Source organism: Streptomyces sp. NPDC017448 (genome assembly GCF_044330565.1).
Classification (GTDB): Bacteria; Actinomycetota; Actinomycetes; order Streptomycetales; family Streptomycetaceae; genus Streptomyces.
The window spans coordinates 328,528-349,269 of sequence record NZ_JBIRLM010000002.1 but is presented as its reverse complement, the minus strand read 5'-3'; the positions used below and the strand labels follow the sequence as shown (position 1 = coordinate 349,269).

The window sequence follows — 20,742 nt, the reverse complement described above, 5'->3', positions numbered from 1 at the left end:
CGTCATCGTGCGGCCTTCCGGGTTGCTGCGGGCTCGACTTCGAGCTGCTGGAGCAGTGATGCGGCCAGCTTCTCGGCTGCATGCCGGGGAACGTTGTCGTAGCGGACTATTTGGGCCTGCTCGTGGATTCGAGGCTGGATTCCCGTGCATAGAACGGCGGCTCTTGCGTGCAGGGGCGGAAGCGGGGCTCCCCAGTCAACAGAGAGCCTGCCGGTCCGTTCACGGCCTTTGCCGGACTCCGGCCGCCACCGCATGGTGCCTGTCCCGAGCCTGGCATGCTCCAAGAAGACGCCGTTCTCATGCTCCGTGCTGTGCCACTCCTGCCTCCGGCGGATCTGCACGAGGCGCGCCCAGTCAGTGCTGCGCCATCGGTACAGCCCGTCTTCAGAATAGGACTGTGCAGGCTCGTAATTCCGGTTCTCGTGGTTGTAGCGCTCCACCGTGTGGATGTTGCCGACGGCCGGAGGAGCGGCCGGAGGGCCGGGCGTCAGGTCCGGCAGCAGGGCGAAGAGACGGAGGGACGCACAGGGGACGAACGTGCAGCCGACGCTCGCTGCGTGCTGTAGGAGCTTGTCGGGGTGCTCGTATCCCAGCAGCAGGGTGTCGGGCACTGTGATGTCTCCTTCGGCGGTCTCGTTGCGAATCCAATGGATCCGCTCGCCGGAGTCGTAGAGGTCCGCCACAGCATCGCTGACAGCGGCGGGGCGCCGACCAGTGAGAACTGCGAGACCGTCCGAGTAGGGAAGGGTCGTCAGCACGGGCGGCGCAACAGCCCATCGTCCGGCTCGCCAGTCGACATCGATGTGACCGAGCGCCGATACATCCCGCAGCCACCGCCCTTCAGCCCCTACTCGGACGCTGACACCCCGGCTGCGCGTTGTCCAAGCTAGAGCTGCCTTGAAGTCAGCGATCTTCCCGTAGCCGACCTCGCTGGCCCAACGGAGGAGCAGGTTCCCGATCTCCATTACTGCATGGCCTCCTGCGCGAGCCGTACGCATGCTTCCCACTCGTCCCCGATGCCGACGTCAGCTACAGCACGTACTGACTGAGCCCACCGCCCACGATGCGTATCCGGCTTCAGGTTGGGGAAGGCCGGCAGAGCTGCTTCAAGACGCCAGGCATCGCGACTGTTCTGGAAGATCCATCCACCGCAGGTAGGCACGCGGACTTCGAAGCAGTACCCCGATGGGGTCTCGGGCAGCCTCTCCCACCATCCCGGGATGTCGGGCTCAGCAACTCGCCACCCGCGTCCGTCGGCTGAAAGGAAAAGTGTCTCGTCGGCACCACGGCGACATAGCAGGACAGGCCACTCAGCATCAGCTTCGGCCAGGCCTGCGCCAAGCGCAGCGCCTCGTATCGCCGTATCGCCGCAGGCATGTTCCGCGTAAGCCTTGACGCACCCTCCGACGAGGGGAAATCCGATCGGAACGGCTGCTTCGCGCAGTGAAGGAGCCGACTCCGCGGTCGTGAACTCCAGACTGCTTCCCTCTACCTGAACCGTATGCCTGCCGGGGGCAGGTTCGCAGGCAGACAGCTGCAGTGGTGCAGCGGTCCGGGGCCCTGATCGCAGGTCCCGGCCATCAAGGAAAACGCTCCCTGGAGCGCTGTCAGGCAATGCAAGGTCCGGTTCGCCCCCGGCCAGGTACAGGCCGCGGCTGATGTCCGGCGCGATCAGGAGGCCACCCTGCAAGCGGGCCTTGAATCGCGGTGCCGGCATTGCCCCTACAACCGCGCCGGCGGTGTCGAGGATGGCTGAGCGAAGGACGACGGGATCATCAAAGACCACGTGATGGTGGAGAGTCCAACCGTCCGGCATCCAGGAGAGGCGACCCGGCTCCTTCTTGCGTCCCGGCGAGGCCGCACGTCTGAGGAGCCGCTCAACGTCGGGAGCCGCTTCGGGAGCTGAGAGGATCATGTGGTCCTCGCCCGGCAAGAACCGTTCCGCACTGGTACGGCAGTCCAGGGCGACATTCTGGCGGAGCAGAACGATGGGCGCGGCGGAGCGGGAGACGGTTATACCGTCTCCATGCAATTGGGCCCCCCGTTGCAGACTGCGAGCTGTCGGGAGGGCGAGACCCTCCGGCATGTAGTACTCCGTAGCCGCGATCTGGCGCAGGGTGACACCGTTCTCCAGCTGGTACTTCGGGTCACCGGGCTGCGGAAGGCGCACTAGCCAGCCCAGCCGTTTGCTTTCGAAGCGCACGAGCAGCTCCCCGCGCAGGGAACCATGCGGGGCATAGACGTCAGACCCGTCCCAAGCGTCGGCGATCGCCGCCAGCAGGTCTTCCACGAGGGGACGGAAGTCAGGGTCGCGCAGCGAGTGCTGGAAGGACGTGGAGAACTTGGCCTCGTAGTCCCAGACGCTGACCCCGTTGACCAGCGCGTCCCCTGGCAAGGGCCAGGCAGCCTCGTCTCTTGCGCGCATGACATTGAAGAACCGGAGCAACTGCTGACGATCCGAGTCTCGCAGCACTGCCTGAGACAGGGCATAGCCGATCCGCGCCTGATGGTGGGGGAGGGCTTCCATCGAAGGGATGGTGCACACCCCGTGGAAACCACGCCATCGCATCTGCCATGCAGCTAGGCGCTTCCACATTTCAGCAACGGGGAGGTAGTGCTGCGAGGTCAGGACGCCGGGCCTGTCCGCCAGGAGTTCGGAGAAGCGGTCGTGGTAGTTGTTGGCCCTGTGCGTTCCGTCATTCGCCATCCGAGTGGCGGCGATCACGGAGCAGGCCAGGAGCGGCAGCACTGACGGAGCGCGCTCGCCGTTCCGCCGCGATGACTCGTAGTCCTCCACAGCCTGAAACGGCCGCGGCGAACTGGGCTGCACGACCTGCTTCACCGCTTCTACGAGCGGAACACTGACCCCGTACTTCTGCTGCAGGGACCTGGCTTCGCGCTCATCAACGAAGAGGACAACCGGTTGGCTGTCCCACTCTTCGCTGAAGAAGGCCTGCTCCAGTGCGTGCTGCCACTCGGCATACGCCGCGAACCCCACTCCGAGCCCCCACTCTTCATGCAGAACCGTGCTGTCACCACCGCGAACGGACGGCTGGCCATCGCACCTAGGGCGACCTCGGCTCCCAGCAGGGTCATCCTAGTGGCCGCTGACCTCGGGGTCTTCAGAGTGGGCAAGACCAACCCGGCCGAGATACACGTGGAGTTCGCGGGTCGGCGCATCAGTAAGATCACGCGTCGAGGGCAGCGATCAGCTTGTTCTGCTCAGCCTGAGGCAGAGAGGACTTCTTGATTGCCTTGGCGACGAGAGCTGGCATCTGAGCGGGATCGAGATAGAGCGACGCCAGCAGGTAGCAGCCGACTCCGTCGTGCTTGACCGAGTCGATACGAAGTCCGAGCTCCCGCAGTTCGCGGATGCGCCGCTCCGTGTGGATGTCATCCGCATTGATGGCACGCAGGACCGCGGCATCCACCGGCTTGCCCAGGTTCTCGCGCAGGAGCCCGAACAGGTCCTGGCAGGCTACGGAGTCGTACGGGACGGCGAGGTATCTCTCGGGGATCCGGTCGCCGAAGCGCTCTTGCAGTGACTCACTGACGCGCGAGCGCAGCTCTGCGAAGGCAGGACGGGACGGCGGAAGGGTGGCGCGGAGCAGGTCCTGCATCGAGCGGGCCAGATCCTTCTTCGCGAACAGGTAGGCATCGAAAACCGCCTCGGCTGACTCACCAGCCGCTCCGAGCGCAGCCGCCAGCTGCTCCACGGCGAACTTGGTGTCGGGCTTCAGGCGGTTCCAGGAGGCGTACGCTTCCTCGTTCTCCATGGCTCCTCTTCAGCGCACTGCTCGGCAGCAGAGCGCGGGTGGCTAGTCGTGATGTGCGCAGAGCCGTTGCGGAGACCCTGCGGCAGTAGTGCTGGTCTACTCAGAGGCCAATCGGTTCGCCTCGGCCTGCTGCGCGGCAAGGCTTCGAAGCACTGCGTGGTCGGACTTCGGCAGTTCGTTCAGCAGCCGAATGAACCAGGAGGCGATCCAGCAGGAATCCCGGTGAACCCATTCTCCTGGCCTGAACACCGTCGCAGGTTCCCACGAACCGCGCGGGGGCTTGTCCCCTCGTACTGCGGCAGCAATATCGATCTTGTACTCGGCCGCTTGAGCATCCCGCCGCCCCAACTGCGCCGTGACACTGATGATCCACCACTGGAAGATGCGGAACGACGGCGCCGCCGACTCCAGAGCGGTCCGTGTCCCCATCGTGGCGAGTCCGATGGACTGGGACGCTTCGGTAGCGAGGCCTCGGGGAGGCGCCAAGTGGGCCGCGCTGTGCACGGTGACGAGGCCGGTCTCGCCTTCCTCGTCTACGGGAAGATCCTGTGCTGAAGAGACCCGCTCGATCTCTTCGTACGTGGTCGCGTCCAGATCCGTGTGCAGGAACTGCTTGATACCGGCGTAGAAGAGGGAGGGAGTCTCTATACGGAGTTCCGCACCAGCCCGGGTGCGCACTTCTTCGAAGAGCCTCGGCCAGGGTCGTTGAGCACCCCCGGAGCCCTTCCTGGTCTCGTACCAGTCCTCCTTCGTGTCGTTGGAGACGAAGAGGATGCGGGATCCGGACGGAAGGCTTTTCGCGTGCTCGACTACCTCCTCCCAAAGGAGGAAATCACCCGCGGCCTTCACGGGGGTGTCCTTGCCGAAGTCCCGGTAGCCCGGGGGGATCTCGTTGGGGAAGCGGAAGCCAACGGCCTCCTCGATCCGCGCCCTAAGCACGGAGTCGTCCGGCTGAGCGCCAATGCGATCGCCGTACATGTGAGCGACCCGGAGGAGGACAGGGTCATTAGCCTCGGCAAGATTCGTCGGCAGCCCGTGCTGCGACTTGAGCCCGTCGAGGTGCTTCTTCAACAGGGCGCGGTTTTCCTGCAGCAGGTTGCTCACCGATGAATCGCTGATCAGCAGGGCCAGCTCCTCGCCGACGTCTAGCGCCGCTCCGTACTTCGCCAGCTGGCTGATCACCACGTTGCGGGCTGCAATGACCGATGCCACCGCTTGCGTCAGGTGCCGGTTGACGTCCTTGGCCGCGCCAGTAAGGGCGGCCTTGCGGGACTCCAAAGTGCTTCGCCGCCCGCGTACGAACTCCAGACCCACCTGATGCGGCATCCAGAGCCGATCCGAAACAGCCTCCAGAGCCGTGAACACGTCCTCGCGAGCCGACTCGGTGTACTCGTACAAGCTGAGCAGGATGTTCGTGTCGAGAACGACCAGCCCGTCGGTGAAGAACAGTTCTCGAGCAGTGTCCTCGGCCGACGGCGCTGGCTCGAGCCAGGACCTGAAGCGCTGGATCAACGGGGGTTCACTCGGATCCACTTGCTCTCCTTGGAGATCGCCACCGCCTTTTCGGAGGACCATGCTGTCATGAGACTCAGGCTGGCGGCGATGGGATAGGCGCGCGCGAGCCAGGCGGGCAGCTCGGCAGGTCTCCTTCACGGGCCGTGATCACGGCTGTGGAGGCCGCGCGTCAGTAGCCTGCCCGCGTGACTGAGTCCTGGACGGGTTTGTGTAGCGAACGGGTCTTCCAAGATTCTCGTAGGTGTTGATCGGCGTGACTGATGGTCAGTTGAGCAGGATGAGCTGGCGCAGGAGTAGGTGTCTGGCCCGGTGAAAGTTTCCCCGTGATCTCGGACGCGTGATCGTTATGCCGCGAGGGCGAGCTGATGCCGCTTCCTGGTCTCGGCCGGTGTGAGGTAGCCGAATGTCTTGTGCAGGCGGCGGCGGTTGTAGAAGGTCTCGATGAAAGAAAAGACCTAGGCGCGGGCGGTGGCCCGGTCGGGCCAGGTGCGGATGCCGATCTCCTCCTTGAGCAGTGCCCAGAAGCTTTCCGCGGCAGCGTTGTCGAAGCCTGATCCGGTGCGTCCGCAGCTCTGTCGAGGTCCCAACTCTCCTATCCATTGTGTCGATGTGTGTTCACTGCCGCAGCCTGGGGCGCGGAGACTTGTCACGCTGCTCATCGCAGGGCGGCCCGACACCCCGCCAGCCCGGACGTCGCGGCGGGTGCTCCGACGAGGTGGGCGCAGGCTCAGCCCGTGACACGGCGCCCGTCTACGACAGAGGACGCGCCCGCGTGGTGTGGGTCCTCTCCTGCGTGGCGAAGTGATCAGCCGGAGGACTTGGGTGCGCGGTCTACCCCAGGCTGCGTCGCGAGGCCGGAGCCGTCGAGCGGATGGCGGTTCGCCTCGTCGCCCAGACGCGGTCGGCGCGACGCGACCGACATCGGATGTTGCGAGGTCACTTCGGCGGTAACCCTCCATAAGGACTGACGGTTACTCAGTCTTTCCTGGCACGCCGTCAGTCATTCAAGATCATCTTGCACATGCATTGCACAAGGCACTGAAAAATGACAGAGATCAGTGAAAGGCCGTGAAGGTAGGTATCCGCAGGTCGGCTGGCAGATTGAGGCGTTGTGCCCCTTGCCCCCAAGGGGCACAACACCCCGCCGGTCAGATGTCCCGGAAGATCTCGATCTGCGCGCCCACCGAGTTGAGACGCTCGGCCAGTTCCTCGTAACCGCGGTTGATCACATAGACGTTGCGGAGTACGGAGGTGCCTTCCGCCGCCATCATCGCCAGCAGCACCACCACGGCGGGCCGCAGGGCGGGCGGGCACATCATCTCGGCGGCGCGCCAGCGGGTCGGGCCCTCCACCAGGACCCGGTGGGGGTCGAGGAGTTGGAGGCGACCGCCGAGGCGGTTCAGGTCGGTCAGGTAGATGGCGCGGTTGTCGTAGACCCAGTCGTGGATCAGCGTCTGGCCGTGCGCGGCGGCGGCGATGGCCGCGAAGAACGGGACGTTGTCGATGTTGAGGCCGGGGAACGGCATCGGGTGGATCTTGTCGATCGGGGCCTCCAGCTTGGAGGGCCGTACCGTCAGGTCCACCAGCCGGGTGCGCCCGTTGTCGGCCGCGTACTCGGGGGTGCGGTCGCAGTCGAGGCCCATCTCCTCCAGCACCGCGAGCTCGATCTCCAGGAACTCGACCGGCACCCGGCGGATGGTGAGTTCGGACTCGGTCACCACCGCGGCGGCCAGCAGGCTCATCGCCTCGACCGGGTCCTCGGAGGGGGAGTAGTCCACGTCCACATCGATCTGCGGCACTCCGTGCACGGTGAGCGTCGTCGTGCCGACCCCGTCGACCCGTACGCCCAGCGCCTCGAGGAAGAAGCACAGGTCCTGGACCATGTAGTTGGACGAGGCGTTGCGGATGACGGTCGTCCCGTCGTGGCGGGCGGCGGCCAGCAGGGCGTTCTCGGTCACCGTGTCGCCGCGCTCGGTCAGCACGATGGGCCGGTCCGGCGTGACGGAGCGGTCGACCTGGGCGTGGTACAGCCCTTCCGTGGCGGCGATCTCCAGGCCGAACCGGCGCAGCGCGATCATGTGGGGCTCGATCGTGCGCGTACCGAGGTCGCAGCCGCCCGCGTACGGGAGGGCGAACTGCTCGGTGCGGTGCAGCAGCGGGCCCAGGAACATGATGATCGAGCGGGTACGGCGCGCGGCGTCCGCGTCGATCGCCGCCAGGTCCAGCTGCGCGGGCGGCACGATCTCCAGGTCCACGCCGTCGTTGACCCAGCGGGTGCGCACGCCGATGGAGTTCAGCACCTCCAGGAGGCGGAACACCTCCTCGATCCGGGCCACCCGGCGCAGCACCGTACGCCCCTTGTTGAGGAGGGAGGCGCACAGCAGCGCGACGCAGGCGTTCTTGCTGGTCTTCACGTCGATGGCCCCGGAAAGCCGGCGGCCGCCGACGACCCGCAGATGCATGGGCCCGGCGTAACCGAGCGACACGATCTCGCTGTCGAGGGCTTCGCCGATGCGGGCGATCATCTCAAGGCTGATGTTCTGGTTGCCGCGCTCGATGCGGTTGACGGCGCTCTGGCTGGTACCGAGCGCTTCGGCGAGCTGCGTCTGTGTCCAGCCCCGATGCTGACGGGCGTCACGGATGAGCTTGCCGATGCGTACGAGGTAGTCGTCTGACATAACGGCAGACTATCTCAGATATGAGATGAGCCTGCTGTGGGGGTGTGCCATTCGAGTGACGGGGGTGTACCGGCCCCGTATGCGCCGGGTCTCCCCATCGTCGCCCGCGCGGGGGCGAAGGGCGCGGTCCGCGCGTCCGTACGGGGTACAGGGGTACAGGGGTACGGGGGCTCCCCCCTCGCCATCACGCCGACGGGTCGTAGGCCGGACCACCGGACGTCGGTGCGTCGAGAACGGCGGCCACGGCTTCGATCTCGACGAGCTGGTCCGCGTAGCCGAGCACGGTGACGCCCATCAGGGTGCTCGGCACGTCGTGCTCGCCGAACGAGTCCCGGACCACCCCCCACGCGGCCACGAGATCCTCCTGTCGGGCCGACGCCACGAGGACCCGTGTGCTGATGACGTCCTCGATCGAAGCGCCCGCGTCGGCCAGCGCGGTCCGGAGGTTCTCCACGGCCTTCGCCGCCTGGCCCGCGAAGTCCCCTACAGCCACGGTGTTGCCGTGCTCGTCGAGCGGACACGAACCGGCGAGGAAGATCAGCCGGGATTCTGCGGGGGCGGTGGCCGCATAGGCGTATTCGGCCACGTCGGAGAGAGAGCGGGAACGGATCAGCGAAACGGCGCTGGTGCGGGTCACGGTGGTGCGTCTCCTGGTGCTGGGGTGCGTGCCGGGCCGGGCGGCCTGGTCGGACGTACCGCGCGTCGTGTCGGCTGGCCCTGGAGTGCGCCATCCTTTCAGTGCGCTTCGCGTCCCGCTTCCCCATTTCTCCCGGCCGGCCCCCTGGGTCGGCAGCCTGACCGACGCCAGCGCCCCGCGCGAGTTCGGCAGTACGGCCCCGATGGCCGCGCTCAGTGGCACGAAACCGTCACGTCGGATCACCGACGCGCGGACCTCCCCCTGCGGGGGTGTGTCGTCGCGGCCACCGCACCTGCCGTGCGGCCTCGGGTCCGGTGTCCCGGGGACGCACGGCAGAGCGGCAGGAGGCCTAGGGAGCACTGCTCCCGGAACGCTTCCCCGGCACTTCGCCCGGTTCCTCGTCCGGCCCGAGGTCTACGGCATACACAGGGTGCTCATCGATCCCCAGGGTGCGCATCAACTCGCTGGTCGACACCCGGTACCTGCCGCCGACGCGCAGTACCGGGCAAGGGAAGACGCCCCTCTGGTTCAGCCGGTACGCGGTTTCGGTGCAGATCCCGAGCGCGCGGGCGGCCGTGCGCAGATCGATCGCGACCGGCAGGTCGAACAGTTCGGTGAAGCCCAGTCGGCCTCCGGGCCCGGGCGTCACGGCCGCCCCGCAGACGGGCGGATGGGCAGGGTTCCGACGCGATGCCGAGAACGCCGTCGCCTTCGCGGGCGGAAGGCCGGTGGGCGGTCCGCCCTCCCGCCGGATGTGACGGTGAGAGCTTCCTCCCGCAGGTGCTCGGAGCGTACGCGAAAGCGAAGCGGTGCCCGCAGCCCCTCCGGGCCGTCCGGGCGGTCGACCTGTACGTCCAGAATCTCTGGCGACGAGCCGGATTCCACCGTCCCGGCAGGGGCGAGGGCGCGGTCCTGGGAGACATGCTCCACCTGCGTGGAGGGAATCTCCCGCAGCCCCTCACGCGCGAAGCGCCACGCCCTGGTGCGCGCCGCCTTGATCAGCGGTGTGATGCGGAGAGGTGTTGCCGGCTCCGACGCCGCCAGTCCGCCCAGAAGGGCCAGGATCATCTCGGCCTCCACGTCCGACCTGTCTGCGCGCAGACGCCCGCAGATGCGATGAACCGTCCCGCTCAGCATCGGCAGCGCGAGTCGGATGGCCAGCAGCTTCGCGGTTCCGTGGGGGGTGGCATCGGCCTGTGCGGCCGCGAGCGCCGCCTCCCAGATCGCGGCGGAGAGCCGCGGGTTGCTGTCCGGTCCGTAGAGGGCTTCCTGAGCGGCGGGGACGGTCAGCCGGACAGGCTCCGCCGTCGCTGCGTCCCCTTCCGCGTTCATGGTGATGGTCAACGCGATGGTGTCCTTGATCCGAGGGTGATCGAAGTGCCGCCTCACTGAGGCGAATGCACTTGTTCCGTGGGAATCAATCATGAAATATCCCTCCTTGACCCAGTGAGGGCCTCGGGCGCCGGATGGAGAGAGGCGAGCTGTCGCGGTGTCGGTGCGCTGCTGCGAGCATCCGTGAGAACCGGACAAAACGGGAAGTGGCCTCAGGCGTCTCACTTTTCTACAGACGTCTGTGACGTTGGGTGGCTGCGGGCCTACCGCTCGGAAAAGGGTGTCGCTTGTTCTGAGCGGATAAGGGGCGCCCGCCCGCAGACGGGCGCCCTCCAGGTGTTGAACGTCAGGCCGTTTCGGGCGCCGAGGGGTCCGGTGACTCGCTCCGCGGGGTGGCGGGAGTTGTCCCCTCGGCCGGGGTGGCCGTCCTCCGGCGGCGATCCGGCGGGAAGCCGGGAGACGTCCTGAGACGGCTCAGCCTGCGACTGCGCTGGCGGTTGTTCATGTGCGGAAGATCCTTCCTGATCGGGAACGGTGCCGTCTCGACCGGTTCGGCGAGCGGCTGATGCCATCGTGCCCGGCCGGCCAGGACCTCCGCGGAGCGAAAACTGAGTGATAACTGAGTAGTTGGGGGGCGTGAAGGAGCGCACGCGTATGAAGCGGGTCGCTGCTGCGCACTGATCAAGGGGTGTCGCAAGGTCACCGGGGGCGGGCCCCGCTGTCATGCGCGGAAGGGGTGAGGGATGGACGCGCGGGTACTGGGCTCGATCGGCGTCGAAGTGGCGGACGAGGAGGTTGTCTTCGGGGCATCGAAGGTGGCCGCCCTGTTCGCGATGCTGGTCACGTCGCCGGACTGCAGCTGCAGCAGAAGGGAGATCGCCGAAGTCCTCTGGGAAGGGAAGGACGTCGGTGACAAGCTGGACCGAGCCGTCGCGGATCTGCGCAAGCGCCTGGGGAAAGCGCTCCTGCCCCATGCGGGCAAGTCGGGTCGCTGCAAGCTCCTCGTGCCGGCCGAGAGCGTCGACTATCTCCGTTTCCTGGCGGGACGGCAGCGGGCGGCCGCCCTCCGGTCACCTCTGGAGAAGTACGAGCAACTCCGTCTGGCCTTGGAGGAGTGGAAGGACGACGAGCCCTTACGGGGACTGCGTCAGAAGGGCTTCGAGAAGATCCGGCAGCGGATGCGTGATGAACGCGTTGCCGCCGTGTGCGACCTGCTGGACGCCGCGTGGCGAACCGACGAGGAGAAGTGGCTCCGGGAGGAAGCGGAGAAGTGGTACGCGTGGTTGCCGGCCAACCCCAGGGTGCGCGGATACTACTTGATCGCCTTCGGCCGGGACATGACCGACGAGAAGCGCGAGAGCCTCCTCGACGACTGGACCGGCCGGTACGGCAGGCCGGACGGAGAACTCCAGGACATCATCGACAGGCTACGCAGCGGAGAGCCCTGGGAAGGCAGGACGCTGCGGCCGCCCGCCCCCGACGAACTGCCGCCCTCCGAACGCGAGATCGTCGGGCGGGAGCCGGAGCTTCGTGCCCTCGTCGACGCCGTCCGTACCGACCGCGACGCCGGCCGGGTGCCGGTGGTCCTGATCACCGGCATGGCGGGTGTGGGGAAGACGCTGTTGGCCCGTGCCCTCGCTCAGCGACTGCGGGAGTGCTTCCCGGACGGCAACCTCTACAGGGAGTTGAACGGATTCAGCGACACCGGGATCCCGCCCGCCGAGCCCGAGCACGTGCTGGACGGCCTCCTGGCGGCCGTGCCGCCGTACTCGACGGAGATGACGGGGCTCCAGCACAAGATCGGGGTCCTGCGTTCGGCCCTGGCTCGTCTCTCAGTGCTTCTGGTCCTCGATGACGCGGCCGACGCCCAGCAGGTGCTTCCGTTGCTCCCGCGAGCGGGCGCCAACGCCGTGATCATCACCAGCCGGGACGATCTCGGTGCGTTGCGGTCACAGGAAGGGGTGCATCGACACAAGGTGGAGCTGTTGCCGGACGAAGAGGCTCTTGAAGTGCTCTGGGCGAACGTGCCCGAGAAGGACCGGGCCAAGCACGCTCCTGTCTTCACCGAAGTGGCTCGGCTCTGCGGGAATCTGCCACTGGCGCTCGTCGTCGTGGAGCGATGGCTCAAGAACCGTCCGCTGCGCGCCCTCCCGCATCTGCTGGCCCAGATGAAAGAGGAAGGAGCCAGGCTGGAGGTCCTCCACGTGCCCGAGCACGAGAGGTCGATCCGCGTGGCGTTGGGTGTTTCCGCGCGTGCTCTCGGAGACGAAGCCAGGTTTCTGCTATGGCAGTTGGCCGTCCATCCCGGCCCCAGCATCTCCTGGGACGCGGTCATGGACCTCGGCGGCGTGGACGGGGAGATGGATACGGACCGCGCCCTGGGGCAGCTCGTGGCGGCGAACCTGGTGGAGTTTCGCTTGGACCGCTACCGCCTGCACGACCTGGTGCGCGTCTTCGCCCGCTACCACCTGGACGTCGTGACTCCGGAGGACGCGGAAGAGCTGAAGGCGGCCACCGTGCGGCAGGTGTTGGAGCACCAGTTGCAGAACGTTCGGGTGTGCGGCCGCGTGCTGGACCGCCGACGCGTGCTGCCCATCGGTGAACCGGGCGGGGTGACGGTTCTGCCCGAGCCGGCCGACCCGGAGGAGGCCGCGGAGGCGCTTGACAAGGAGTACGAGACGGTCCGGCACTGCTTCGAACTGGCCGTCAGCCAGAACATCGAGCGGTACATGTGGCTGCTGCCGGTGATCCTGGTGCCCTACCAGTGGCGCCGCTCCAAGCTCGCCGACGCGCTGAAGTTCCTGCGAACCGCGGTCGCGGTGGCGGAGACCCGGGCATCGCCGGTCGAGTGCGCTCATGTGTACCGCCTGCTGGCGGGAACCCAGTGGCGGCTCATGGAATTCGCCTCGGCCGCAGGGTATCTGCGGCGGGCCGTTCGCCTCAGCGAGACGGACGACAGCGAGGAGAGTCGTCTCAGTCTGGCCCGATCCTGCTACGCGCTCGGCGTCACGCTGCGCAAGCAGGGCGAGGCGGTGGAAGCGGAGGAACACCTCAGACGGGCTTTGGAGCTGTACCGGGAGATCCCCGACCCAGCGGGAGAAGCGGCGGCCCTGAATGGCATCGGGGCCATGCACTACGACCGGGGTGAGCACGACGAGGCGCTCCACTGGTGCGCGGACGCCCTCGTGGCCATCGAGCGGACAGCGGATCGCAGCGGCCGGGCCGATGTGCTGTTCACCCTGGCCAAAGTGCATCTGGCCCGCTCCGAACGGGACGAAGCGGTCCTGCTGTACCGACAGGCGTGCGACATCTTCCGCGAGCAGGAGGACTGGCCCGACGAGGCCAAGGTGCGGCGGCTCTTCGCGGACGTCCTGGTCTCCGCGGGGGAAACCGGGGCCGCGGTCGAGCAGTTGGAGCGCGTTCTCGTGCTGCGGGAGCGGATGGACGGCGCGGAGGCCGGGGAGGTCCGGGCGTTGCTGGAGAGCCTGAGATGACGCCTGTCGGCGGACGGTGCGGTGTCACGGCCGGGACGGACGGGCGCGGTAGTACTCCGTCGGGTCGGGCTCCAGGCGCTTCGACGGGCGCCGACGCGAGCCCGCCTTCGGGAGGTGGCGTCGGATCCGTTCGAAGACCTCGCGCACGTCGGCGGGGCGTTCCGCGGCCTCCCACCGGACCATGTGAAGCGCGAGGTCGCGGAATTCCACGGGGACCGCGTCGAGTCGGTCGGCCGGGAGTACGGGGTGGTGCCGGGTGACACGTTCCTCCATTCCGCCGTAGGGGAGGGACATCACGGTCATCTCCAGCAGGATGCAGCCCAGGGAGAAGATGTCGGCCCGGCGGGTCAGGCCGTGCGGGCTGCTGTCCCACTGTTCCGGCGCGGAATATCCGAAGGTGCCGTGATCCCATCTTGTTTCTTCTCTTTCCTTCACCGCGTGCCCCATGTCGATGAGGCGAAGGCGTCCGTCCGGCTCCACGATCACGTTCTCCGGCTTGAGGTCACCGTGCACCAGCTTCCGGTCGTGCACTTTCTCCAGGGTTTCGCAGAGCTGGCCGATCACCGACGCCACCGTTTCCGGGTCCCTGACCGGTTTCGCCTTCGCCCAGGAGTCCCGGAGCTGCGGGCCATCGATGTACTCCATCACCAGGCACCTGCGGTTCCGGTACCTCCCGGACGCGAAGATCTCGGGAATCCCGTCGATGCCGGTCAGTTTCAACATGCGTCTGCCCTCCTCCAGGAGGTGCCTGCCGGCGCTTTGGTGAGCACTGCTGGTTCCTACGGTCCGCGCCTTCTGGGTCTTCACCGCGACCCTCCTTCCGGTCCGAAGTCCATGCGCGAGGTAGAGGTCACCCTGCCCCCCATCGCCCATCATCCCCACTACCTCATAGTGCTTCTCGATGTTGCCGATTTCCTCGATCTCTTCGAGATGGCCCATGAATGTCTCCGTTCCTTCCCGCCGGGAGAGCCCGGCCGGAAAAATTGTTCGAGAAAGGTGAATGGCTGTGACGGTAGAAAAGGATCAGGAAATGTCGCAACCCTGGCTTCCCCCTGACGGGGTCCGCCGAACCACCCCGTGCATCACGGTCTCCGCGGGCATGTTCAAGAAGAGCGGATTCCGCTGCCCGGCCGCCGACGCGCTCAAGGCGCGCGGCTACCGCCCCGTCGCCCCTGAGGCCCGCCGCCGCGAGCGACTGGAGCACTTCACCCTCGGCCCCTTCATGGCCGCCTGCGACGCCCGCAACAGGTCGGGCACGTCGCCGGCCGGCCCGGGCCGATCGCGTACCGCACCGCTCCACGACGGGCTCCGGATCTGGACGGACCACGGCCTGGCCATGTACGACGCCGCCTTCCCGGCCGATCCGTCGCGGCCACTGACCGAGGTGGCCGAACGGTGGCTCTACCGGTACCGGCCTTCCGGTCCGGAGGCCGGGCGCGCGGAGGAGTTCCGGTTCACCGTCTGGGGCCGCTGCCTGGCCTCCTCGGACGGGAAGCACCGTGAACTCCGCCTGCCCGTTCACCGGATCGGCGCGGACGCACCGCCCGAGGGTTTCGTCGCCGCCACGGCCCTGGTGCTGGCCGAGGGCGCTCCGGGGCCGCCGCCGGAGCACGTACGGATCGTCGAGTTCGCACTTCTCGACGGTCGTACGCGGGAGCTCTTCGCCGGAAGCCGGACCGAGGCGCTCGCCCGCTACCGTGCGCACGGGCCGGGCGCCCTGGCCGAGATCCTCAACGGCCAGGAGTACCGGCCTGGTTCGTCGTGCGTCGACTGCTCCTACGTGAGTGTCTGCCCGGCCCTGCGCTCGACACCCGGACTGCTGGGGACGGAGTCGACGGGCCGTCCGCGCCGCACGTGGTCGGTGACGAACGGGCGCAACTACCGCGCCTGCCCGGCCCGTGACCACATGCGCCGACTGCGGCTGCCGACGGCGGACGCCGTCGAGCGGGAGGCGACGGCAGAGCGGGGCCGGGCGGTGCACGCCTACCTGGCCGACCGCCACGGCCGCCGCGTTCCCCGCCCGTGCACGGCGCAGATTCCGGAGCGGTGGGTGCCGGACGGCTTCGACCTGCCCGACCACGAACGTGCACTGGGCGAACTGCTGTTGCGCAGGCACGCGGCTGTCTGCCCGCTTCGGTGCGTCCGGGACGGATCGGATGTGAGGACCGAGCCCCGTGTCGTCCGGCACGACACCGCCGCCGACGTCGTGGTGCTGGCGGAACCCGATCTGCTCTACCGTGACGCGGACTCGTGGGTGTGGCGAGAGACCAAGACCTCGGCGAGCGAACGCCGTCCGAACCGTTCGCTCCTGGAGTACTACCCCCAACTGGCGCTGGCGGTCCTGCTGGTGGCGCGGGGCGACCTGGGGGGCAGCCCCGACCGGGCACGGGTCGAGTTGGAGGTGCTGCGCCCCGGCGGGGCCGACCTCGAGATCATCGACCCTTTCGCCCCCGCCCACCGGGACACGGCGGAGCAGGTGGTGCGGACGATGGTGACCGCGTGGCACGGGGACGACGACTACGCTCCCTCCCCGGGGCGTTCCTGCGACCGGTGCGAAGTAGCGCGCTGGTGCCATCAGTCGCCCGCCGCCGGAGCCGCCGCGTGAGCACGCCGAAGGCCGCGTACCGCGGCGACCCGCCCGAGGCCCGTGAGACGCAAGAAGCGGGAACCGATCTCTTCTGCGAACTCGCGCTGACGGTAGCGGCGTTGGCCGACATTCAGGGCCTGCGATCCTTCACCCTGCCTTACCCGGGCTTCGCGCAACGTGCGTTCGACCGCACCGTGGCCCGCTGCCTCGACATCGGGCGCAGACCGCCGAGAAGCCTGCCCGAGATGTGGGAGTGGTGCAGGAGTCTTACGGCATCCGATCCCCTCTTCGGGGTCCCGGCCTCCTTCGTCGCTCCCGACGCGAGACTGGTACATCCCGTCGGCGTGATGCCCACGCGGACCTGCCTGGAAGTGGCTTCCCACCGCCACGCCGCAGGAGTGGACGCCGAGGTACGCGCCCTCCTGGACGGACTCCTGGCACGGTGTGGTTCGGACGAGCGGTTCCTGCGGTGCCGCCGGTTCCTGGCGCGCAACCCCGTCGTCCACCAGGAGGACCGCTTCGCCGTCCGCAGGAACAAGGCGGGCTGGAACAACGACGCGTGGGCCAAAGTCAAGGAGTTCTACCGGCCCGTGCCCGAGTTTCTGTACGTCGAAGACGTCGCCCTGCGCTGTCCGACATGCGGGCTCCCGGCCCTCACGCACGATCGCACCGTTCCCCTTCCCGGCAGCCCCATGGCCGCTGAGGAGGCGTGGTGCGAGGGAGAGGAATGCCCGCGCGACGGTGGTCTCGAACTGATCAGGAAACCGAAGCTCGCCCTGGTACAGCCGCGCTCGCTGCGCGTGTTCCTCGCCCTGCCGCACGCCGTCGGGGAAGAGGCCCTGAGCATGCTCGAAGCGGCCGGGATCGGTTGGTCCTCCGTAGCGGGAGAGCTGGGCACCTACCGATTGCGGGAGACCGGCGGCGAAACCATGGAAGTACGGATCCGCGATCGTCTGGAGCCCGGCCTGCTCGCCGCCGGCATCGCCCACTCGCCACCGTCCGCGGACCGGACGTTCGTCGTCGTGCCCCAGCGGCTCGCCGACCGCGAGGGATACCGAGCCCGCTTCCTGTCCGCCCTGCCCGCTTCGCTCCGCGAGCGGATGGTGCTGACCACGCCCACCGGCCTCGTACCGGGTATCCGAGGAGAGGGCCGGGCCGATGCGTAGCCTCACCCCGCCCTTGAACGACGTGCTCAGCGGCCTTCAGTCGTTTCTGGGGCCATCCTTCCGCAAGCCCGCGCTGGAAGCGTTCTGCCAGGTGGAACTCGGCCTGTATCTCCAGCAGGAGCTGATGCCGGGCTCCCCGGCGGGCAGCGCGTGGGTGCTCTTCAGCGGATACGGGTTCGCGCAGGCGTACGGAGCACCGCTGCCACCGGACGCGGAACGGACGCTGCGGGTCGCCCGGTACTCGCTGTGGACCCTGCGCAGAGGCCGGACATGGCGCGAGGCGCTCGACCGTTATCAGCAGTTCGACGCGCGGACGCGTGGCTACGACGTGCCCGACACCGAGGCTCCGGCCGCTCGCCGCGAGATCTCCGTCGCGAGCGACCGCTTTCAGGTGTATGACGGGCTGCTGCGGACGGCACCCCCGCTTGCGGGCAAGCGACTGCCGGTCGCAGGTCCGGGGCCGCACGCCTTCACCGTGAGCCGCTCCCTGGCGGAGGTGCATCTGCCGATGCTGCCCAGCACCCCTGTCGTCGCCCACGACCTCGACATGATTCCGGCCGGCGGCGGTGAACCATTGGTCTTCACCAGGAAGGACCTGGAGCGCACCGCGGCGGAGATGGACGCCGTACACGCCCGAGCCGTCCGCGCCGGCACGACGTCGGGGAGGCCACCGCGGTGGCTGGCACGGCTCGGAGACTTCGAGATGTCCGTCAAAGAGCCGGCCGACGCCACCGGCGGGGCGCAGAGCGCTTTCCGCAAGGACCACGATTTCACCTTCACCATCGACAGCATCCAGCACCTCCTCGGCATCGTGGGCGCGGGCAAGAGCACGCTGCGCGACATCATCGCCGTCCACCTCGCGAAGCTCGGCAAGCGCACCACCGTCGTGGTCTCCGACGTCGCCGAGGTACTCAAGCTGGTCGAGACGTACAACCTCTACACCGAGGGTGTCGCCGCCCCTGTTCTGGGATCCTCCGGCCGGGAGCGGCACGCCCAGCGACTGCATCGCCGACTGGCCGGGCGGGGCGAACACCGACTGCTCGCCCACGACGACCCCGCCTTCGCCTACCTCGGCACCTCCTGCACCCTGAACGTCCACCGACAGGACGCCGCCCCGCCCGCCGAGCCGCTCGCCTTCGGCGAGGCCCCTTGCTCCCGGCTGCGCCCGCCGTCCGACCCGAGACGCGGGAACGGGAACGGGAAATATCCCTGGCAGAAACGGCTGACCACCTGCCCGTACTGGTCTGTCTGCCCCCGCCACCACGGGGCACGCACTCTGGTCGACGCGCACATCTGGGTCGCCACGCCGGCCGGTCTGATCGACGCCTCGCCACCCCGCCCGCAGAACGGCGAGCGCATCCGCTACCTCGAACTCGCCTGTCGGCGCAGCGACCTGCTGATCGTGGACGAGGCCGACCGCGTGCAGATGCAGCTCGACCAGGTCTTCGCGCCCGCGGCGGTGCTCGCCAGTGACGAGGACAAGGGCCTCATCGACGAACTGACCCGGCACAAGATCAGGGAACTCGCGGCGAGCGGGCGCACACAGCTGTCCGAGGGGGACGTACAGACCTTTTCCGCCGCGCTCAACACCGCCACGGCCGCGACGGACCGGCTGTACGCGATGCTCGTCACCGACTACGACCTGCGCTGCTGGGTCCGGACGGGGTACTTCAGCGCCTGGACCCTGCAACTGGGCCTGCTCGACGAACGCTATCCGTTGGCGGACGGCAGCGGCCCGGAGGACGAGAACCACGCCCCCCGGGAGGCCCTGGGCAAGCGCCTCGACGCGTTCCGCGACAACCCCTTCGGTGACCGGGCCCGTAGGACGGACGAGGACTTCGGTGTCCTGACAGTCCTGCTCAACGAGCTTCTCCACACGGGCAATCCGGAGAACACCCGACGCGCTCTGGTCAAGGTGATGGACGAGGTCTTCCAGTTGGACGCGGCGTACATGTCCGCCCGCCGGCAAGACCACGAGGCAGCACTCGCCGAGTGGGAGCGGAAGGAAGAGTTACGGAGAAAGGCCGCGCGCAAGGGCCGCGAACCCAGAAGGACCGAGCCGCCGAAGAGCCCGGAGGACTGGCACAAGGAACTCGCCGTCCGCTTCGAGTTCACTCTGCTGCTGAGCGCCCTCGAACCCCGACTCGCCATGATCAATGCCATGTGGCCGAGGGTCGAGGCAGCTCTCGACCTGGGCTACAACCAGATGTACCGTCGGCCGCTCGACTACGGGCCGATGGTGCCCGAGGCGCCCATGGGTAATGTGCTGGGGTTCCAGTTCAGGGTCCCCGGCAAGGACGACGGCGGAGTCCGCAGCGGGGAGCTGACCTTCTTCAGGTGCAGCGGCGTGGGCCGTGAACTGCTGCGCGCCTTGCCTCATCTGGCCTCCGTGGACGGTCGTCCCGGTGCGCATCTGCTCCTGATGTCCGGCAGTAGCTGGGCCGGCGAGTCCAGTCGCTACCACATCTGCGTCCCGGTCGGTGTGATCATCGAGCCGCCGCGTGAGGTGACCGAACGCATCGCCGCCGAGAGCGACATGCGGTTCGAGTTCATCGATGACGGTGACGAGAAGCTGCGGATCTCCGGCAGTACCCCCGAGGACCGCCCCGAAAAGCTGCGCCGTATCGCACGCTACTTGGGCGAGGGAGAACACGACCTTCCCGAAGGAGGTCCGTTGGAGCGTGAGCTGATGGCCCTGCCCTCGAAGAGGGGGCGCATCCTGCTGCTGGTCGGCAGCTACGTCGAAGCACGCCTGGTCGCGGACACCTTGCACAACCTCAACAAGCGCTGGCGCGACAAGGTCTTCTGCCTGGTGTCGGACGACGAGGAGATCGACCCCGAGGACGAGGCACCCTCGGTCAACCGCGCCCGCTCCCTGCGCCGGGGCGACGTCGAGCACCTCAACGAGATCGAGGCGGAGATTCTCGTGGCGCCCCTGCTGGCGGTCGAGCGGGGCCACAACATCCTCAACGACGACGCCGAGGCCGCCATCGGCACCGTCTACTTCCTGGCCCGGCCCAACCCGCACCCCGAAGACCTGTCCCTGGCCGTCCACGCCGTCAACGACTGGATGGTCCGCGCCACCACCACGAGCACCTTCAGCTCCTGGGTGCGAGGGGCCCGCAGCATCGAGGAGGGCGCCGACGAGGTCCGCCGCCTGGCCCGCTCGCGCTGGTACCAAGTACTCGCACGGTCGATGGCCTGGAGCCGCCTCGACGATGATGAACGGGCACCGGTCACCTGGGACATGCTGGTCCTGATGTGGCAGGTGATCGGGCGGCTGGTGCGCGGCGGCGTACCGGCCCGGGTGGTGTTCGTCGACGCGGCCTTCGCCCCGAACCGCGCGGCGACGCCGGAGCGGCCCGACACTCCCGAATCCAGCCTCCTGCACAGCATCCTCAATGTGCTGGATCCCTACTTCGAGGCTGACGCGAAGTCGGCCGAGGAGCAGTTCATCGCCCGCGCGTTGTACGAGCCGCTGCGGCGCATGCTCACCCGTCTGCTCACCGCCCCCCGGCCCGCGGGCTCTCAAGCTCCGCACCTCACCTCTCACTAGG

14 protein-coding genes are annotated in these 20,742 nt (G+C 67.9%); 4 read left to right on the top strand and 10 right to left on the bottom strand.

The features are described from left to right. Nucleotides 1-2 precede the first annotated feature (2 nt). The 9 genes from ACH4K1_RS06220 to ACH4K1_RS06180 all read right to left on the bottom strand — a co-directional run bounded on the left by ACH4K1_RS06220 (nt 3) and on the right by ACH4K1_RS06180 (nt 10,031). A complete protein-coding gene (locus ACH4K1_RS06220) occupies nt 3-965 on the bottom strand; it encodes a hypothetical protein (RefSeq protein ID WP_398087127.1) in 963 nt (320 codons plus the stop codon). Then, nucleotides 965-2,998, bottom strand: a complete 2,034-nt coding sequence (locus ACH4K1_RS06215; RefSeq protein ID WP_398087126.1) for a hypothetical protein — start codon at nt 2,996-2,998, stop codon at nt 965-967. Before ACH4K1_RS06215 ends, ACH4K1_RS06220 begins: the two co-directional genes overlap by 1 nt. Nucleotides 2,999-3,188: 190 nt before the next feature. Beyond that, nucleotides 3,189-3,776: a hypothetical protein gene (locus tag ACH4K1_RS06210; protein ID WP_398087124.1), complete on the bottom strand. Its 588-nt coding sequence runs from the start codon at nt 3,774-3,776 to the stop codon at nt 3,189-3,191. A gap of 96 nt (nt 3,777-3,872) precedes the next feature. Next, on the bottom strand, nt 3,873-5,309 hold the full coding sequence (locus ACH4K1_RS06205; RefSeq protein WP_398087122.1) for a PIN-like domain-containing protein: 1,437 nt from the start codon (nt 5,307-5,309) through the stop codon (nt 3,873-3,875). Between the two features lie 437 nt (nt 5,310-5,746). After that, nucleotides 5,747-5,878 (bottom strand): hypothetical protein, encoded by a 132-nt coding sequence (locus ACH4K1_RS06200; protein ID WP_398087120.1) that lies wholly within the window; start codon nt 5,876-5,878, stop codon nt 5,747-5,749. Between the two features lie 561 nt (nt 5,879-6,439). After that, the gene (locus ACH4K1_RS06195; RefSeq protein ID WP_398087118.1) at nt 6,440-7,969 is read right to left on the bottom strand and encodes a helix-turn-helix domain-containing protein; all 1,530 of its coding nucleotides are present in this window, start codon (nt 7,967-7,969) and stop codon (nt 6,440-6,442) included. A 184-nt stretch (nt 7,970-8,153) separates the two neighbouring features. Then, nucleotides 8,154-8,606: a RidA family protein gene (locus tag ACH4K1_RS06190; RefSeq protein WP_398087116.1), complete on the bottom strand. Its 453-nt coding sequence runs from the start codon at nt 8,604-8,606 to the stop codon at nt 8,154-8,156. A 349-nt stretch (nt 8,607-8,955) separates the two neighbouring features. Continuing rightward, nucleotides 8,956-9,255, bottom strand: coding sequence for a helix-turn-helix domain-containing protein (locus tag ACH4K1_RS06185; RefSeq protein ID WP_398087115.1), 300 nt, complete (start codon nt 9,253-9,255; stop codon nt 8,956-8,958). Further along, nucleotides 9,252-10,031 (bottom strand): hypothetical protein, encoded by a 780-nt coding sequence (locus ACH4K1_RS06180; RefSeq protein WP_398087113.1) that lies wholly within the window; start codon nt 10,029-10,031, stop codon nt 9,252-9,254. The genes ACH4K1_RS06185 and ACH4K1_RS06180 overlap by 4 nt, the downstream gene beginning before the upstream one ends. Nucleotides 10,032-10,681: 650 nt before the next feature. Here ACH4K1_RS06180 and ACH4K1_RS06175 point away from each other — a divergent pair. After that, nucleotides 10,682-13,432, top strand: coding sequence for a tetratricopeptide repeat protein (locus ACH4K1_RS06175; RefSeq protein ID WP_398087111.1), 2,751 nt, complete (start codon nt 10,682-10,684; stop codon nt 13,430-13,432). Between the two features lie 24 nt (nt 13,433-13,456). On the opposite strand, the gene ACH4K1_RS06170 is transcribed toward ACH4K1_RS06175, so the two are convergent. Further along, nucleotides 13,457-14,371, bottom strand: a complete 915-nt coding sequence (locus ACH4K1_RS06170; protein ID WP_398087109.1) for a serine/threonine protein kinase — start codon at nt 14,369-14,371, stop codon at nt 13,457-13,459. A 91-nt stretch (nt 14,372-14,462) separates the two neighbouring features. Between ACH4K1_RS06170 and ACH4K1_RS06165 the strand changes: the two genes are divergently transcribed. From ACH4K1_RS06165 to ACH4K1_RS06155, 3 genes are read left to right on the top strand one after another with little or no spacing between them, the layout of a single operon-like run. Continuing rightward, entirely contained in the window at nt 14,463-16,037 is a 1,575-nt protein-coding gene (locus tag ACH4K1_RS06165) for a PD-(D/E)XK nuclease family protein (protein ID WP_398087107.1), read from the top strand. Next, nucleotides 15,932-17,185 (top strand): hypothetical protein, encoded by a 1,254-nt coding sequence (locus tag ACH4K1_RS06160; RefSeq protein WP_398087106.1) that lies wholly within the window; start codon nt 15,932-15,934, stop codon nt 17,183-17,185. Before ACH4K1_RS06165 ends, ACH4K1_RS06160 begins: the two co-directional genes overlap by 106 nt. Further along, entirely contained in the window at nt 17,178-20,741 is a 3,564-nt protein-coding gene (locus ACH4K1_RS06155) for a hypothetical protein (protein ID WP_398087104.1), read from the top strand. Before ACH4K1_RS06160 ends, ACH4K1_RS06155 begins: the two co-directional genes overlap by 8 nt. Nucleotide 20,742 lies beyond the last annotated feature (1 nt).

What these genes read in the sequence shown, in the direction of transcription:
- ACH4K1_RS06220 (WP_398087127.1), bottom strand. Translation starts at nt 965, where the DNA reads ATGGAGATCGGGAACCTGCTCCTCCGTTGGGCCAGCGAGGTCGGCTAC.
- ACH4K1_RS06210 (WP_398087124.1), bottom strand. Translation starts at nt 3,776, where the DNA reads ATGGAGAACGAGGAAGCGTACGCCTCCTGGAACCGCCTGAAGCCCGAC.
- ACH4K1_RS06195 (WP_398087118.1), bottom strand. Translation starts at nt 7,969, where the DNA reads ATGTCAGACGACTACCTCGTACGCATCGGCAAGCTCATCCGTGACGCC.
- ACH4K1_RS06180 (WP_398087113.1), bottom strand. Translation starts at nt 10,031, where the DNA reads ATGATTGATTCCCACGGAACAAGTGCATTCGCCTCAGTGAGGCGGCAC.
- ACH4K1_RS06175 (WP_398087111.1), top strand. Translation starts at nt 10,682, where the DNA reads ATGGACGCGCGGGTACTGGGCTCGATCGGCGTCGAAGTGGCGGACGAG.
- ACH4K1_RS06170 (WP_398087109.1), bottom strand. Translation starts at nt 14,371, where the DNA reads ATGGGCCATCTCGAAGAGATCGAGGAAATCGGCAACATCGAGAAGCAC.
- ACH4K1_RS06165 (WP_398087107.1), top strand. Translation starts at nt 14,463, where the DNA reads ATGTCGCAACCCTGGCTTCCCCCTGACGGGGTCCGCCGAACCACCCCG.
- ACH4K1_RS06155 (WP_398087104.1), top strand. Translation starts at nt 17,178, where the DNA reads ATGCGTAGCCTCACCCCGCCCTTGAACGACGTGCTCAGCGGCCTTCAG.